This is a genomic window from Flavobacteriales bacterium (assembly GCA_020635795.1).
Taxonomy (GTDB): domain Bacteria; phylum Bacteroidota; class Bacteroidia; order Flavobacteriales_E; family Vicingaceae; genus Vicingus.
Genome location: JACJZD010000007.1, coordinates 26,021 through 42,742, shown reverse-complemented (window position 1 = coordinate 42,742; position 16,722 = coordinate 26,021). Strand labels below are relative to the sequence as shown.

Annotated in this window: 12 protein-coding genes; 4 read left to right on the top strand and 8 right to left on the bottom strand. The window is 33.1% G+C overall.

From position 1 onward, the window contains the following. Positions 1–70: 70 nt before the first annotated feature. Both bioA and H6589_12460 read right to left on the bottom strand, forming a co-directional pair. A complete protein-coding gene (gene bioA, locus H6589_12465; GenBank protein ID MCB9175416.1) occupies positions 71–1,345 on the bottom strand; it encodes an adenosylmethionine--8-amino-7-oxononanoate transaminase in 1,275 nt (424 codons plus the stop codon). 128 nt (positions 1,346–1,473) lie between these two features. Next, complete coding sequence (locus H6589_12460) at positions 1,474–4,635, bottom strand: T9SS type A sorting domain-containing protein (protein MCB9175415.1); 3,162 nt, start codon at positions 4,633–4,635, stop codon at positions 1,474–1,476. Between the two features lie 139 nt (positions 4,636–4,774). Between H6589_12460 and H6589_12455 the strand changes: the two genes are divergently transcribed. Next, the gene (locus H6589_12455) at positions 4,775–5,668 is read left to right on the top strand and encodes a rhomboid family intramembrane serine protease (protein MCB9175414.1); all 894 of its coding nucleotides are present in this window, start codon (positions 4,775–4,777) and stop codon (positions 5,666–5,668) included. A gap of 87 nt (positions 5,669–5,755) precedes the next feature. Here the strand turns inward: H6589_12455 and uvrB are convergent, their stop codons facing one another. The 3 genes from uvrB to H6589_12440 all read right to left on the bottom strand — a co-directional run bounded on the left by uvrB (position 5,756) and on the right by H6589_12440 (position 9,941). Then, complete coding sequence (gene uvrB, locus H6589_12450; protein MCB9175413.1) at positions 5,756–7,765, bottom strand: excinuclease ABC subunit UvrB; 2,010 nt, start codon at positions 7,763–7,765, stop codon at positions 5,756–5,758. Between the two features lie 209 nt (positions 7,766–7,974). Further along, complete coding sequence (locus tag H6589_12445; GenBank protein ID MCB9175412.1) at positions 7,975–8,133, bottom strand: hypothetical protein; 159 nt, start codon at positions 8,131–8,133, stop codon at positions 7,975–7,977. 356 nt (positions 8,134–8,489) lie between these two features. After that, positions 8,490–9,941: a hypothetical protein gene (locus H6589_12440; protein MCB9175411.1), complete on the bottom strand. Its 1,452-nt coding sequence runs from the start codon at positions 9,939–9,941 to the stop codon at positions 8,490–8,492. 90 nt (positions 9,942–10,031) lie between these two features. Here H6589_12440 and H6589_12435 point away from each other — a divergent pair, with 90 nt between their 5' ends. The 3 genes from H6589_12435 (at position 10,032) to H6589_12425 (ending at position 14,703) form a co-directional block, all read left to right on the top strand. Further along, positions 10,032–11,432 (top strand): T9SS type A sorting domain-containing protein, encoded by a 1,401-nt coding sequence (locus H6589_12435; protein MCB9175410.1) that lies wholly within the window; start codon positions 10,032–10,034, stop codon positions 11,430–11,432. Between the two features lie 117 nt (positions 11,433–11,549). Then, complete coding sequence (locus H6589_12430; protein MCB9175409.1) at positions 11,550–13,178, top strand: hypothetical protein; 1,629 nt, start codon at positions 11,550–11,552, stop codon at positions 13,176–13,178. A 58-nt stretch (positions 13,179–13,236) separates the two neighbouring features. Then, on the top strand, positions 13,237–14,703 hold the full coding sequence (locus H6589_12425; protein MCB9175408.1) for an aminotransferase class V-fold PLP-dependent enzyme: 1,467 nt from the start codon (positions 13,237–13,239) through the stop codon (positions 14,701–14,703). Here the strand turns inward: H6589_12425 and H6589_12420 are convergent. From H6589_12420 to H6589_12410, 3 genes are read right to left on the bottom strand one after another with little or no spacing between them, the layout of a single operon-like run. Continuing rightward, positions 14,700–15,620 (bottom strand): DUF368 domain-containing protein, encoded by a 921-nt coding sequence (locus H6589_12420; GenBank protein ID MCB9175407.1) that lies wholly within the window; start codon positions 15,618–15,620, stop codon positions 14,700–14,702. The two genes, H6589_12425 and H6589_12420, sit on opposite strands and share 4 nt — an antisense overlap. 9 nt (positions 15,621–15,629) lie before the next feature. Beyond that, positions 15,630–15,929 carry a rhodanese-like domain-containing protein gene (locus H6589_12415; GenBank protein MCB9175406.1) on the bottom strand — a complete coding sequence of 100 codons (300 nt, stop codon included), beginning with the start codon at positions 15,927–15,929 and terminating at the stop codon, positions 15,630–15,632. Positions 15,930–15,938: 9 nt separating this feature from the next. After that, positions 15,939–16,721: a phosphosulfolactate synthase gene (locus tag H6589_12410; protein MCB9175405.1), complete on the bottom strand. Its 783-nt coding sequence runs from the start codon at positions 16,719–16,721 to the stop codon at positions 15,939–15,941. Position 16,722: the final 1 nt, after the last annotated feature.

The window sequence follows — 16,722 nt, the reverse complement described above, 5'->3', positions numbered from 1 at the left end:
AAAAACTAACGATTTGTTCAATTAACGGTCAATTTTAACAATTAACGGTCGTTTTAAACAATTAACGGTTTTAGTTATTTGTACGTTTGGTTAGGAACATTTCAATAGCAGTATAAATTCTGGCTAATTCTTCTTGTTTTATGCAGTACGGTGGTAAAATATACAAGACATTTCCTAAAGGTCGAAGTAAAATGTTGTTTTCTAAAAAATAATGGTACAAGATATCTCTTAGGTTATTAAAGTAGGAAGACTCCCCATTTTCGATCTCCAATGCTAAAATAGTTCCTGTTTGTCTAATCTCTTTAAATGTTTTGTGGTTCGATAATTTTTTAGCAAACTTTTTATGACTATCAATAATCATTTCAATTTGATTCCATGTGTTTTGTTCTTCAAAAATATCTAAACTAGCACAAGCTGCTGCACATGATAAAGCATTACCAGTAAAGGAATGACCATGAAAAAAAGTGTTGCTGTGGTCGTTCGATAAAAATGCGTTGTAAATTTGATTGGTACAGACTGTTAATCCCAATGGTAAAACCCCTCCAGTTAGTCCTTTTGATAAACAAACGATATCAGGCTTGTTGATGATATAATCGGTTGCAAAAAACTTTCCTGTTCTACCAAAACCAGTCATTACTTCATCGGCAATGGTAATTACCTCATGTGTTCTGCAAACATTAATCAATTGATTAAGCACCTCGGGTGAGTACATAACCATACCCGCAGAACCTTGTACTAAGGGTTCAAAAATAAACGCTGCAACATCGTTATGTTGAACTTTATCAATGAGTTGCTCAATTACTTTATCTTCATTTCCAGTTGTTGGAACATCAATAAATTCAACATCAAACAAAAAAGGATTGAACGGGTTGTTAAATGTATCTCGTCCGCCCACACTCATCGCCCCAAATGTATCGCCATGGTAAGCATTTTTAAATGCAACTATTTTGGTTTTAGGTTCTTTTTTATTGTACCAATATTGAAAAGCCATTTTAATAGCTACTTCAACAGATGTACTACCGTCGTCAGAAAAAAATACTTTGTCTAAAAAGGGTAGTTTACCAATAATTCGCTCAGCAAGTTCTATGGCTTTTGGGTGAGTAAAACCAGCAAATATTACGTGGTCTAAAGTTTTAAATTGCTCGTTTAAAGCTTTGGCAATATGTGGATGACTGTGCCCGTGAACATTGGTCCACCATGAAGAAACAGCATCCATAATTTTTTTACCATCTTCGGTAAATAAATACAACCCCTCTGCTTTAACAACTGGCAAAATGTTTTGGGCAGTTTGCATTTGGGTAAACGGATGCCAAATGTATTGTTTGTCTTTTTCTTGTAAACTCATGGTTGAGTACAAAGATGAGAATTTTGTTGTGTTTCAACAAACTTACACTATACAACGACATTGCGGGCTTGACCCGCAATCTAGTTTTTGTTTTGCTAGATTCCTGCCTACGTAGGAATGACGTTAGGTTACTCTTTTACAAATTTGTTTCTATAAATTTTACCGTCATTAGTAGTTGCCTGAATAAAATACAAACCAGTATTGTATTTGCTTACATCAACAACCGTATTTTTTTGAATAGTTTGCTGCTCAACTAACTTTCCTTCGATAGAGAAAATCTCGAGTTTTGTGTTTTGATTTGATGATAAAATAATATTCAATTGGTTCTTAGTCGGATTAGGAAAAACCATCAAATTATTATAGGTTTTATTCTTATTTTCTTTTACCGAAAGTAAATAGTTAATTCCTCTGTTTATAATGTGAGAAGTAGTGTCGGTTATTACTGGGGCATTGAAATCAAAATAAATCCCTACCGAATTGTTTATTTCTGTACCATCTGCTAAATCTGGATTTTGATTTACCGTAAAGGTTACAAAACCGTTGCTGCCTTCTTGGTCGGCTGCGCTATCGGGTAGCATAATATTACTAAATGTCCATTCTAAAACTCTTGGACCAAACATTCTAAAAGTATAGTTATGACTAGAAACTCCTGATTGAACTGAAAAAATATCTAAATCAACATCAAGTGTATCTCGAATAACAACAGTAAAAGCGGTATCGGTTCCAGTATTTTGGAAACGAATTACATAATCTATTTTGCCGTTTGGAGTAACAAAGTGATTTGAACTAACCCCTAAAGGATACCCTGTTTTATCATTCGGGTCGTAACTAGCTCTAACTACTCCACAATAAATATCTACTACAGGGTCAGCATCGTTTTGAGGTAAACTATTAACTAAATTAGGTGTCCAATTGGCAATATTGCCACACAGTTCAACTGTTGCATTTGGATGAGAATTACCAGGATGTAAAGGATGTTGGTCGGCTTCCAATCGCCAAGTTCTACCATCTGCTTCAAAAATAAAAGTTTGGGTTTGTCCACCAACTAACAATACAGAATCGAGAGTTGTTAGAACTCCATCAATATATATTCTAACAGGAGCATAACATTGCATATCGCCATTACCTAAAGCACCCGTATTGGTAACAGTAAAATAAATACTATCGTTTTGGCACCAACCATTTACACTTAAACTCGATTTATCCCAAGGTGAAGTACAGGGTTGTACTCCACCTATAATTGGTGTTGGAACGGTATCAAAAACACAACTATCGGCAGGGTATAAGTTGGCTTGCATACATAAGGTTTGCCCTAATATAGCATTACAACTAACATCGGTGTTTACTACAAAATTAACACATTCATTAGGATTTAAAGTACCTACGTCAAAACTATAGGTGTTATTGCCTAAATTGGTATATGGTAATGTAGATGAAGTTAAAGTTATCAGAGAATCTAACTCAATGATTACATATGTACTTGATAATGCAACTGTTCCAGAAGGAGAATTACAAGCTTCTACGTAAATTTTTTGATTGGAAATACAAGGTCGCATAAAGGGCATATCTATTGAGACTACAGGAGAAGGACAGGGTAGATTAGAAGTGAATCCAAGTTGATAAAGTGTATCAATTAAACCATAAGGTAAAATATCAAAATTTAAAGTTGAAATACAAGATGGATTCCAATTGTTACCAGAGTCTAAGGTTATCGTATAAGAACCAATATTTAAGGTGTCAGAAGTCCAAAAACCTAGTGAGTCAGATTGAACTATAATATTGCCAGGGTTAATTATAGCTAATTTTGAACTTAGACCTAACTCATTAGAATCATTTATACAACTGGTATTAAAATCTTTAAACATTAATCCATTGGCAAATCCAAAATCAGCGTTTAATCCAAAATAATCAACAATTTTTAGACTATCATTGTTTGATATAAAGAAATTTGTTGTTGTAAGACAATTAGATAGCCACTTATCTGTAGTTTGGTTTGTTACGGAATAACTTCCTATAGGTAATGAATCTAGATGCCAAACTCCGTCAATGTTTGTTTCTAGTAAAATGTTGCCTGGATTGATAGTTGAAAATCGGTTAGGAATCCCTTTTTCATTACTATCTTTAATGCAATTATTGTTTATATCATTATAAATAATACCTTGAATTCCTCTATAGGCATTTAACCGGGCAATATTTGGTGTTAAAGTCCCGTCATAACTTGTAAAGTTTCCACCAATAATGATTTTTCCATCAGTTTGAGTATTTATAGAAGATATATATAAACCATCAACTTTATAACCAGTATTAAAAATAAAATCGATAGTTCCATCAGAATTTAAGCAAACTAAACGTTTTTCAACATTATTAGTATTGTCATAAAACACAAAATAACCACCAAGTAATATTTTTCCATTTGGAAGTACTTTTGATGCAGTAATAAATGCATCAGCACCATTAGTGTTAAAAAACGGGTCAATACTTCCATCATAGTTTAATCTAACAATATACCCTACAGGTGTTCCATTAAAAAAATTAAACCCTCCTGTAAGAATGATTTTTCCATCTTGTTGAATACTTATAGAATAAACATCACTTGATTGTGGACCAGTACCAATATTAAATCCATTGTCAACAGATCCATCAGGATTTAAACGTTCTAAACCTGTAAAGGGTCTTCCAATGATAAAAAAATCGCCTCCTATTAGTATTTTACCATTAGACTGGATATTAACTTTAAATATAGTGTGAATAATATCGTTATGAATATTTGCATTAAAAGAAGAATCTAAAGAACCATCAATATTAATTCGTGCTATTTTACTTCGGAGAACACCATCAATGTGGGAGAAATTACCTACAATTATTATTTTCCCATCGGGTTGAATAACTATATCTCGAACTTCAGAATTTGGTCCAGTTCCAATATTAAATGTATTATCAATGGTTCCATCATTGTTAAGTCTTACTAATCCTTTTTTAGAAAATCCATTAAAAGAAGTAAAACTTCCTCCGACAAGTATTTTTCCATCAGATTGAATTTTTATTGAATGAATCCAATAACTGGGATTTGCTAAAAAGGTATTATCAATACTTCCATCAGAATTATATCTCAAGATATATGGAGAAGAAGTGCCTCCGACAAGTATTTTTCCATCAGATTGAATACATGATGTAGAAACATTAATGGATGTAGTAGATGGAGGTGAAAAGGTTAGGTCTAATGTCCCAGGTTGGGAATATGTGAAACCACTAAATATAACAAAAACCAAAAAAAGTAAATTTTTTACCATAGCTTCAAAGTTTAATAACTAATTGAATTTGAATTAAAGATATGTATTTATTTAAGGCAAGTCAATTATTTTTAACTTGATTTATTTAAAGGTTACAAAAATCAGTTTAATGGTTAATTTTGTGCGGTAAACGTAAAATATGCAAAACCCTTTTATAGCAGACATTAAAAACCAGTACAAAAATGGTTCGGTATTAATAAAATTGATTTTTATTAATGTGTTGGTGTTTTTAGCTGTTAACATTATTGGCTTGTTGTTGTATTTTTTCAATATCGAAAACGGCATACAACAGTTGGTGTATTGGTTGTCGTTGCCATCGGATGTTACGAAGTTACTTTACCGACCTTGGACAATTTTATCTTACATGTTTTTACACGAGGAAATTTTTCATTTGTTGTTTAACATGTTGGTGTTGTATTTTGGTGGGCAAATTTTTCTTCAATTTTTAAACAATAAAAAATTACTTTCTACTTACTTGTTGGGTGGTTTATCGGGTGGATTGTTGTATGTGTTGTTGTTTAATGTACTACCTGTTTTTGAGCAACAAACGTCATTGTCGTTTGCTTTAGGAGCGTCGGCATCAGTAATGGCAGTGTTAATTGCTGCAGCTACTTATGTTCCTAATTTTGTAGTTCGATTAATCTTTTTAGGAAATGTAAAACTAAAATACATAGCATTAATCTACGTGGTGTTAGACGTTATCAGTATTCCTAAAGGAAATTCTGGTGGGCACATTGCACATTTGGGTGGAGCTTTGTTTGGGTTTGTTTACATTTCTCAATTGCAAAAAGGCAAAGATTTAACGGCAGGATTTAACCGATTTTTAGATAGTTTAAAAGGCTTGTTTTCGTTTAAACGAAAAATGAAAGTGGTGTACAAATCGCCAAAGTCGAGAGATGATTACCAATTTAACGAACAGAAAAAAGCCAATCAACAAAAAATAGATGCCATTTTAGATAAAATTTCTAAATCGGGTTATGATAGTTTAACAGGGGAGGAGAAAGCTATTTTGTTTGATGCTAGTAAGAAATAGTTATTGGTAATTGGTGTATAGTGTTTCGTTGTTTGTGGTTATTAGAAACGAATACCTATGTAAACACTAAATACTATACACAAAAAACTACTTCTTAATCATCTTCGAAATTTCCATCATTTCATCACGTAAACGAGCAGCTTCCATAAAGTCTTCCGATTTTGCAGCTTTTTTCATTCTGCTCTGTGTTTCTTCCAATAATTTTTGAAGTTGGTCTTTGTTCATGTACTGAACAATTGGGTCGGCAGCAATGCTTGGTTGTTGGTCAATGTTGTTGTAATCATAAACATCATCAATCACTTTGGTCTGACCTAATATCTCATTCTTCGATTTGTTCAATGCCATTGGAAGCACATTATGGTCTAAATTGTATTGAATCTGTTTTTCGCGTTTTCTGTTGGTTTCGTCAATGGTTTTTTGCATCGATTTGGTAATCTTATCGGCATACATAATTACCATTCCATTAATGTTACGAGCAGCTCTACCGGCAGTTTGAGTTAACGAACGTTCAGAACGTAAAAAACCTTCTTTGTCAGCATCTAAAATAGCTACTAACGATACTTCTGGTAAATCCAAACCTTCTCTCAATAAGTTTACTCCAATCAAAACATCAAACAAGCCCAATCGTAAATCGCGTAAAATTTCAACACGCTCAATGGTATCTACTTCCGAATGGATATATCGGCAACGAATACCATTGTTATCGAAATATTTATCCAACTCTTCAGCCATACGTTTGGTAAGTGTGGTAACCAAAACGCGTTCGTCTTTTTCCGCTCTAATGGTAATTTCCTCCATCAAATCATCAATCTGATTTAAGCTTGGGCGTACATCAATAATAGGTTCTAATAATCCTGTTGGACGAATAACTTGCTCTACCACAATACCCTCGCTTTCTTTCAATTCAAAATCGGCAGGAGTTGCACTTACGTAAATAGTATTGTTCATTAATGAATAAAACTCTTCAAACTTTAATGGTCGGTTATCCATTGCCGAAGGTAAACGGAAACCATACTCTACCAAATTTTGTTTACGAGAACGGTCGCCACCATACATGGCTCCAATCTGCGAAACGGTTACGTGACTTTCGTCGATAACCATTAAAAAATCTTTTGGAAAATAATCTAACAAACAGAACGGTCGAGAACCTGGCGGACGCTTGTCGAAATAACGCGAATAGTTTTCAATACCAGAACAATAACCCAATTCACGCATCATTTCCATGTCGTAAGTTACGCGGTCTTCCAATCGTTTTGCTTCAAGGTGTTTGCCAATTTCTTTGTAATATTCTACCTGTTTACCAAGGTCAATTTGAATCTCGTGTATGGCATCAAACATCGATTCTTTAGTTGTGTTAAAGATGTTGGCGGGATAAATATTCAAATATTTAAATTCTTCCAACTTACTTCCATCAATGGGGTTGAACGATTCGATTTCTTCAATCTCATCACCAAAAAAATAAATACGGTAAGCAATTTCGGCATAAGCTGGGTAAACATCTACTGTATCGCCTTTTACTCGAAAATTACCACGCTGAAAATCGTTTTCGGTACGAGAGTATAAACTCTGCACCAATTGCAATAAAAATTTGTTGCGAGGAATTACATCTCCCACCTTAATTTTTACAATGTTTTTTTCAAAATCGGCAGGGTTTCCAATACCGTAAATACACGAAACGGAAGCAACCACAATAACATCTTGACGCCCCGATAAAAGCGAAGTAGTGGTGCTTAAACGCAATTTTTCAATTTCGTCGTTAATCGACATGTCTTTTTCAATGTAGGTATCGGTAACAGGCAAATAAGCTTCAGGCTGATAATAATCGTAATACGATACAAAATACTCTACCGCATTGTTTGGGAAAAACTGTTTGAACTCGCCATACAATTGTGCTGCAAGCGTTTTGTTGTGGCTTAAAATTAGCGTAGGTCGTTGAACTTGCTCAATTACATTGGCAATGGTAAATGTTTTACCAGAACCCGTAACACCTAATAAGGTTTGCGCTTTGGAGTTGTTTTGTAAACCAGCAACCAATTGATTAATTGCTTCGGGCTGGTCGCCAGTGGGTTTAAAATCGGATACTAATTGAAATGCCATGTGGCAAAGTTACTTTTTTACAATGAAAGTTTATTCGAAGTTTTAATGTTGGTAAATGGAAGTATTTAAAAAGAAAACCGATATTGTTTTTTGATTCTTTCGTTTATCGTTCTAGGCTAAACAATCGTGGCGATTCGTCCGAAGGAAAGAATCGACCGATGGTTAGTTGCAATAAAGTTACAGAAAAAGGAAAGTTAAGCCATGTTTTCCTAGTTTCTTATTTCGATCAATTTATTATTTTCCGGGTTGATATAGAATTTTCTTTCATTTGCTACTTTTTTTCCGTAGAAAAAGTTTACGGTTAAGGTGTCTTGGGCTTCTTTCCAAGTTCCTGTATAAGTCTTTTTACCAATTAACTCTGTTCTCATTTGACAAATCTGTTTATCATAAAATATCCATTCCGTGTCCCAAAGCTTTTGGACGAACTTTTGATAATAAACTGTATCTAACTCAGATATTTCCTTCTTGGAGATATTAATCAGTCTAGTATGATTGCAAGAAGTTGTAAATGTTAAAAGTATTGTCATCGAAACAATAACAATAGACAAAAGAAGCCTAGTACTCTTAATCATATAGTTTCAATTGAATAGTTCTATATTACTTAACGCCTGTCTATGTCGCGTTTTAATGCGATAGATTCGGTTAATAAACGAAGATAATGCATTTTTCTGACAAAGTCAAGTTTTATAAGATTTCGAATTAATCAATCGGCTTCAATTTTAAACTAAACATTCAATGAGTTCATGGTACGCTCAATAAGCAATAAATTGTTTTTGAGTTTGGGGTCCGATTTTAAATCAGTAATTACATTGTCTAGTTTTTGCTGATATTGATTTTTAGCTTGAATTTTTAATTGAGCAATGTAGTAGAGTGCTTTAATAATTAAATCATTCTCTACAATGCTAATTTCATCTTTAGTGAGTTTTTTATAACGATTGTAAGAGTCTATTACTTTGTCAAAATCTTCTGCTTTAATGTACGCCATAATTAAAATAACAAACAAACCATCGTACAATTTCTTAAACGACTTTTGTTGGTAATGGTGTAGTGTGGTTTCAATTAATTTAATGGCCTTTTTTTCCTGGTTAGATAAAATGAGGAAAATGGCGTAAACATTATAAAAGTTGATGTGTTTAAGATGACCTTCTTTGTCCCAATCAATTTTGTGGGTTAATGATTCACATAAATCAATGGTTTCTTCAATGTTTTGCTTTAAGTTGGCGTTAATTTTATTAAAAAAATAATTGGTAATTAAATAACTTCCTTGTATGCTCAGAGCTAAAAACAATCCTGTATCAAGCGAAGTTTCATTAAGGTAGTTGATTCGCCATTTAGAAATGATTTTAGAACAAGCTGAATTGATTGCTTTTTCATCTAAAACCAATCGCGTATGCTTTAAATACATATAGTCCAAACTCATCATTTTTTCCTTGTATTTCGAAACGGATAAGTACGGATGACTCTCGATGTCTTTTAGGGTTGATTTGATTAGGGTTAATGTTTCGGTAGAATAAAAACCTTTGTGGTTAAAATGACTTAACAAATGCAAGTACGATTGTTTTGCAATAATTTGAACAGACTTTGATTTCGACTTAAAAAAGGGTTTGAAAAAAGTCAATTCTTTTTCAATTCTTTTTTTTATCGACTCTTGTTCGGTATTTCTCAATAATTCGTCTTGACGTTGAGTAATGGTATTTATATTTTCGAAATGGGTTAAAGCATCATTAAAATAATTTTTAGGAAGTGTTTTTTCGAAGCTATAAAAGTGCATTTCAATATAATTGAACATAATCAATAAAGACTGATAGTCTTCAATTTTTTTAGCAACATCAATACCGTTTTTTATTAATTCTAAAGCCTCTTCTTTTTTATTTTCAAACAGTAAAACATCTATTAAAGGGACAATGTTTAAGATATAATTGGGATAATGCTGACTATAAAAGGCGCTTAACTTAAACGTGTAATTAGCCAATTGATTCAAGTTAACCAACGATTCTGGCTTTTGATTTCCGTAAACTTTTAAGGCATAAAATGCGGAAGTTTCATTTGGATGATGAATAATGGTTTCAACCAGTTTAAGAGGTAAGTTATAGTTTCCCGATTTAAGATATTTACTAAACGATTTAAGTTGATTAGGGTTAGCGATTGAAATTATTTTCTGAATAATAAACCCCATTTTTTCATCTTATTTTGATAAAAATACGAGAATTTTTTTTAACAATAAGTTAAAATAACTTTAACATCACAAATTATTAAACTTTATGTTATGAGAAAAAATACGACTACTTTAACCAAAGACTCTTTAATTTTTCTACTCTTATTCTTTTTATTGTTTGCCTTTACGGGCTTATTTGCTCAACCCTATCAAATAGGGCATAAACAAATTACTTTTCAAGACCCTGCTAGAAGTAACCGGTCAATACAAACTGAAATTTATTACCCAGCAAACACCGCAGGAGATAATGTAGCAGTTGCAGCTGGAACTTATCCTGTTATTGTTTTCGGACATGGGTTTGTAATGGCTTGGGATGCTTATACTAACATTTGGTCGGAAATTGTACCAAGAGGTTATATCATGGTCTTTCCTAGAACTGAAGGTAGTATTATTGGTACAGATCATCAAAAATTTGGATGGGATTTACAGTTTTTAGTAAATAGAATGCAGCAAGAGGGAACTACTTCTGGCTCTATATTCTTTAATAAAATTGCTGTTGAAACTGCTCTTATGGGGCACTCAATGGGTGGAGGAGCTGCTTTTTTAGCTGCCGATTCGTTGTGCGGTAATGGAAATGTTAATTTAAAAACCTTAATAGGCTTAGCTCCAGCGGAGTCTTCAACAAATGGTGTTTCTTCAATAACATCAGCAACAAGAGTAACGGTTCCTTCAGTTGTTTTTTCTGGCAGCAATGATGGGGTAACTCCAGCGGCAGATCATCATACTCCCATGTATAATAATTTAGCATCATCATGCAAAACATTCATAAACATATTGGGTGGGGGACATTGTTATTATGCCAACACCAACTTTAATTGTGATTTTGGTGAAAGTACCTCCTCAACAGGAATATCAATTACTAGAGCACAACAACAAGACATCACTTATGATTTTGTAAATCTTTGGTTAGACTATACCTTAAAAGGAGATTGTAATGCTTTTAATGAATTTCAAGATTCGTTGAATACTTCGGTAAGAATTAGCCATCTTCAAGCATGTGTAACAAACCCAGTTCCAGTAATTACTGCTTCGGGTTATGTATTAACATCGACTCAAACAGGAACGAGTTACCAATGGTTTTTAAATGGGACTCCTATTGCTAGTAGTAATAGTGTTTCGATTACTGCAACACAAAATGGTAATTATACTGTTGAGGTTACTTATGCAAATGGTTGCCCAGAAACATCGTTACCATATAATGTAAATACGGTTGGTATAGATGGTTATGGGTTTAATCAGTTTAATATTTATCCTAATCCAACTAAAGGATTGATAACGGTTAAAGGAATAAACTTAATTAACGAAAATGTTCAAATTTATAATGCTGTCGGACAACTGGTTGTTGATTATAAAATTGAAAACAACTCAACCATTAATTTGAGTCATTTGAGTGAAGGGGTTTATATAATTAAGATTAATGCAATTACAAAACGAATAATTGTTTCTAAATGATTGAAAAGCTAGCAAAATAATATTTAACAGAATATTGGTATAACTCTTGAATATTAACAGCCAGCTATTATGGAGTTTATTTAAGTCTAATTTTGGCTAACTTAAAATAAATTATTTATGAAGAAGTATTTCTTAGTTGTTGCTCTTCTGTTCCTTGTTAGCATTGTTGATGCTCAAACATATACTTTTTCTAATACAACTACTGCGTCAGTAAATAGTACTGCAGTTACTTTGCGAAATGTTACAGTGTCAGGAGTTCCAACAACAGGAATGGTTCTTCGTCAGGTAAATGTATATTTTGGTAATGGGTCAAGCTTATATAGTGGAGATATGTCCGGATTTACATTGACATTAACCGATCCAAGTGGAAATGTAGTAAACTTAATAACCCCTAGTGGTTCATTTACTACTAGTGGGAGTTCCAATTCTGCAAATAAAATTTTTAATATTAAATTTAGAGACCACGCGGGTTTAAAAACGCCAAAAGCCCAAATGACGGCTACTAGTAGTACCTTATCTAAAGGATATCCGTTTAATCAAGGTTATTATAAACCCGAAGGTAATTTTTCGTCGTTTAATACAACTACAAACGTTAATGGTACTTGGGGGTTTAGAATGAGTGGCTATTCTACTTCTTATGCTAGAACATTTAATAGTGTTGAATTGATTTTCGGACCTCCATTTGTTGTTACCGATATCAGGGGAACCAATCCAAATCAAAGTTGTGCAAATCGTCAATGTTTTCAAACAGGAGATTTATTTTGGGCTAGAAATGTTGGCTATCCGACTAATCAAGCATCAGCACCTCCAAATACAGTAGGTGGATGCGGTTGGAATGGGCAAAAAGACAATATGGCTTGGTTTTATTTTAAAGCTTCATCGACAACAGCTACTATTTCAGCTTCAGGGTTTAGTACAGTTCAAGAAAGCTCAGTTTTCAAAACCACTGATTGTTCATCTTATTCTGCTGTTACTGGAGGGTGTGGTCCTTCAGATTTGTTTGCTGGGTCGCCGCATATAACAAAATATTTTAACGGTTCCTATGCAGGTGGTTATGCATGGAATCAGGGGTATTCGTTGAGTGGATTGACCATAGGTGATGAATATATTTTTGTTTTAGATGGACAATCTGGAACTCAATCTGAATTTTATATTGAAATGCTTGCTGGTGGAGATGGAGGCTGCAGTACTCTTCCAGTAAAACTAACCAACTACGAAATAACATGTAATAAAGGCAAGGCGGAGCTAAATTGGACGACAACTACAGAAATAAATAATGATTATTTCATTGTAGAAAAGGCCATTCAAAATAATGTAAAAGATGAATTGAATTTTTTTGAAGTAGCTAGAATTAATGGAAATGGAAATTCAAACATTGAGCAACATTATACTTTTTTAGATCAAACCTCTAACAATACAATTTTAAAAGGAAAAACATATTACCGTCTAAAACAAGTTGATTATAATGGAGTGTATGAATATTTTTATCCAATAAATTCGAATTGTATTGGAGAAAATCATGAGTTAAATTTATTTCCAAACCCTAATAAAGGCAAATTTACCTTAACAGGTTTGGTGGAGGGAGACCTTGTTACCATTACCAATAATTATGGTATTGTGATTTTTGAACAAGAGGCTAACGATAGAAATATTCATATTGAATTACCAACTCATAAAAAGGGCTATTACATTTTATCTGTAAAAGGATTGTATCAAGTCCAGAAATTAAAAATGTTGCTCGACTAAATTTATTTACTTCCAACATCTTTAATTACTTTTGAAAAACATACTTTCAAAAGACCTTATGCTTCAAGATTACTTTAAACAATTTCGAGAAAACATTATTGGAATTAATCAAACTTTTGAGTCGCCATTTGGTACTCAAAAAATAATTTATACCGATTGGACAGCAAGTGGCAGAATGTATCAAAAAATTGAAGATACACTGTTACAAAAGTTTTATCCGTTTGTAGCGAATACTCATACCGAAACTACTCAAACAGGCTCTAGTATGACTGTTGCTTACCATAAAGCTCAACACATTATTAAAGAACATGTAAATGCCTCAAATAATGAGGTGTTGATTACCTGTGATGCTGGAATGACAGGGGCAATAAACAAATTCCAACGAATATTAGGTTTTCGAATTCATGAAAAATTTAAAAATCAAGTAACGATACCTGAAAACGAACGACCAATTGTTTTTGTTACCCATATGGAGCACCATTCTAATCAAACTTCTTGGTTAGAAACCATAGCAGAGGTGGTTGTTATTAATCCAACAAAAGATGGATTGGTAGATTTAGAACATCTAAAAGAGTTGTTACAGCAATACAAGAACAGAACAAAAAAAATTGCTGCAATCACTTCTTGTTCAAATGTTACGGGGATTTTTACACCTTATCATCAGATTGCTGCTATCATGCACCAAAATAATGGTTTGTGTTTTGTCGATTTTGCTTGTTCGGCTCCGTACATCAATATTGATATGAATCCAAAAAATGCAGATGAAAAACTAGATGCTATTTATTTTTCTCCTCATAAATTTTTGGGTGGGCCTGGAACATCAGGCGTGTTGATTTTTGATAGTAATTTATATACCAACAAAATACCTGATAACCCAGGTGGAGGAACAGTTGAATGGACAAACCCTTGGGGAGAGCATGAATATGTAGCTAACATTGAAGCTCGTGAAGATGGAGGTACTCCAGGTTTTTTACAGGTAATCAGAACGGCTTTAAGTATTCAACTTAAAAACAATATGGGTGTTGAGAATATGCTTAAACGAGAGCATGAATTACTTGATATGGTTTGGAGTGAATTAGAAGAAGTTTCAAATCTGCATATTTTAGCGAATAACATAAAAGACAGATTAAGTATTGTTTCGTTTTATATTGATGATTTGCATTACAATTTAGCGGTTAAATTGTTAAATGATAAGTTTGGTATTCAAACTCGTGGAGGATGTTCTTGTGCTGGAACTTATGGTCATTATTTGTTAAATGTTGATAAGGATTTTTCTCATTCTATAACCAGTGAAATTTCGTGTGGAATTTTAGATAAAAAACCAGGTTGGGTTCGAATGTCGTTACACCCAACAACTACTAATGAAGAACTTAATTTTGCGTTGGAAGCACTAAAAGAATTAGCGAAGAATCATAAAGATTGGGCAAAGGATTATAGTTACAACTCTTCAACTAATGAGTATAAACACGTTAAAGAAGAGAAAGATTTACTTTATAATACAGTAAACGATTGGTTTAACTATTAGGCTTTTTTTGTCGCTATTTTTTCAATTACGATAATTATTCCCAACCCTAAAATAGCAAAAAGTACAACGTATATAAGTTGTGGGTCGCCATCGTAATTTGCAGGTAAAACATTCTCATCAATAAAAGGAACTTCCTTGCCGTGAGAGTTAATTCTGGTTTGTAATATTTTTTTCCAAGGCCAAATTTTGTTTAACGAACCTACCAAAAAACCTGTTAAAAGCGCAATAGTTAAGTCGTGATATTTTTTAAACATCCAATTTAACAACTTCGAAAACGATAATAATCCAGTAATACATCCTAAACCAAAAACAGCAATGGTAGCAATTTTCATGTCTTTAATTGCTGATAGTACCAACTCATAAGACCCAAGTAAAAGTAAAATAAAACTACCTGAAATTCCAGGTAAAATCATTGCACAAATGGCAATTGCTCCAGATAAGAAGATGAACCACATAGCGTGAGGATTTTCCATTGGAGGTAATATCGTAATGTAGTAAGCAAAAGCACTTCCAACAATTAGGGCTATTATTTTTGAGATGTCCCAAGCTTTAATTTTTTTACCAACCAAATAGATGCTTGATAATATTAACCCAAAGAAAAAGCTCCAAAGCACAACCGTATGAAATTCTAACAAGTAAGTGATTAGTTTTGCTAATGAGATAATGCTTATGGCTATTCCAGATAATAACGCCGCTAAAAAATTACCGTTTAAATGATTCCAAGCGGCTTTAATGCCATCGTTTTTTAACACTTTAAAAGCAGACAAATTAATGTTGTCAATAGTCTCCAATAGTTCTTCGTAAATACCTGAAATAAAGGCTATTGTACCTCCAGAAACACCTGGAACAACATCTGCAGCTCCCATTGCAATACCTTTTGCACTTAAAATAAAATAATCTTTTAGTGTTCGTTGCATAGTTTTTAATTAAACTTCAAAAGCTTCGTAATAAGCGGTAATTCCACCTTCTAACGAATAAAGTTGGTTGTTATTTATTTTTCTTTTTAAAACGATAACCAGCGCATGTGATTTTAAGCCTTCGTTACAACAAAAAACGATTGGCTTGGAGATATTAAGTTTTTTTAAATTTTTTAATACATCATCCATAGGAATGTTAATTCCACCAATATTAAATTCTTTGAATTCGTAACGTTCTCTGATATCAATAAGTTGAAAGTCTTCTCCGTTTTCAAACTTTTCTTTAAGTTTTTCAGCCGAAATCTTCATTAAATATTCTTATTTAAATTCAGCAATAATTTCTTGTGGGAGATTGTCAAAAAAGGTATCACCTCTTAATCCAAGTCTTAAACATTCTAAAGGAATAACCTCATGTGGAGCAATGTTTCCTAAATTAACATTTGCACCAAATTGCTTGATAAACCATACTTGTTGAGATTTAATTGGAGCTTCCCAAAGAATATTTTCAACCTTCACATTGTTGATTATTTTATTAACCAAGGCAACATGCGCAGTTCCGTTTGGTCTGTAAATACCTACGTTTCCACTTTCACGTGCTTCAGCAATTACCTTCCATGATCCAGCTTCCAATTCGTTTTTCATCATTTTTATCCATTTCGATGGACTGATTAAAATTCCTGCTTCTTTAGAACCTACTTCACTTAAAACAGTAAAATCTTTTGCTAAAGTAGAAATGTATTCACATTTTTTGTCGTGAGGAATAGCAATAGAGCCATCAGAAACTTCACAACAGTTCAATTGAAGTTTGTCTAATAATTTTCTGTAATCATCAAACATACCCCGAACAATAAATGCTTCAAACAGAGTGCCTCCAAGGTATACTTTTAATCCAGCATCCTTGTAAGTAGCTATTTTCTTTTCAATATCTTTAGTTACATAAGATGTTCCAAAACCTAATTTTACTAAATCGGTTAAATGAGCCGATGAATGAGCAAAGTTTTCAGCTTCTCTCCAGCTTAGTCCTTTATCCATCATCATGGTTAACCCAACATTACGGGGGTGAGATTCCCGAGTAGGGATAAATGGTAATTCAAAATTCATG

Excerpts from the sequence above, each read along its gene's own strand:
- bioA (MCB9175416.1), bottom strand. The coding sequence starts at position 1,345 with ATGAGTTTACAAGAAAAAGACAAACAATACATTTGGCATCCGTTTACC.
- H6589_12460 (MCB9175415.1), bottom strand. The coding sequence starts at position 4,635 with ATGGTAAAAAATTTACTTTTTTTGGTTTTTGTTATATTTAGTGGTTTC.
- H6589_12455 (MCB9175414.1), top strand. The coding sequence starts at position 4,775 with ATGCAAAACCCTTTTATAGCAGACATTAAAAACCAGTACAAAAATGGT.
- uvrB (MCB9175413.1), bottom strand. The coding sequence starts at position 7,765 with ATGGCATTTCAATTAGTATCCGATTTTAAACCCACTGGCGACCAGCCC.
- H6589_12445 (MCB9175412.1), bottom strand. The coding sequence starts at position 8,133 with ATGAGAACAGAGTTAATTGGTAAAAAGACTTATACAGGAACTTGGAAA.
- H6589_12440 (MCB9175411.1), bottom strand. The coding sequence starts at position 9,941 with ATGGGGTTTATTATTCAGAAAATAATTTCAATCGCTAACCCTAATCAA.
- H6589_12435 (MCB9175410.1), top strand. The coding sequence starts at position 10,032 with ATGAGAAAAAATACGACTACTTTAACCAAAGACTCTTTAATTTTTCTA.
- H6589_12430 (MCB9175409.1), top strand. The coding sequence starts at position 11,550 with ATGAAGAAGTATTTCTTAGTTGTTGCTCTTCTGTTCCTTGTTAGCATT.
- H6589_12425 (MCB9175408.1), top strand. The coding sequence starts at position 13,237 with ATGCTTCAAGATTACTTTAAACAATTTCGAGAAAACATTATTGGAATT.
- H6589_12420 (MCB9175407.1), bottom strand. The coding sequence starts at position 15,620 with ATGCAACGAACACTAAAAGATTATTTTATTTTAAGTGCAAAAGGTATT.
- H6589_12415 (MCB9175406.1), bottom strand. The coding sequence starts at position 15,929 with ATGAAGATTTCGGCTGAAAAACTTAAAGAAAAGTTTGAAAACGGAGAA.
- H6589_12410 (MCB9175405.1), bottom strand. The coding sequence starts at position 16,721 with ATGAATTTTGAATTACCATTTATCCCTACTCGGGAATCTCACCCCCGT.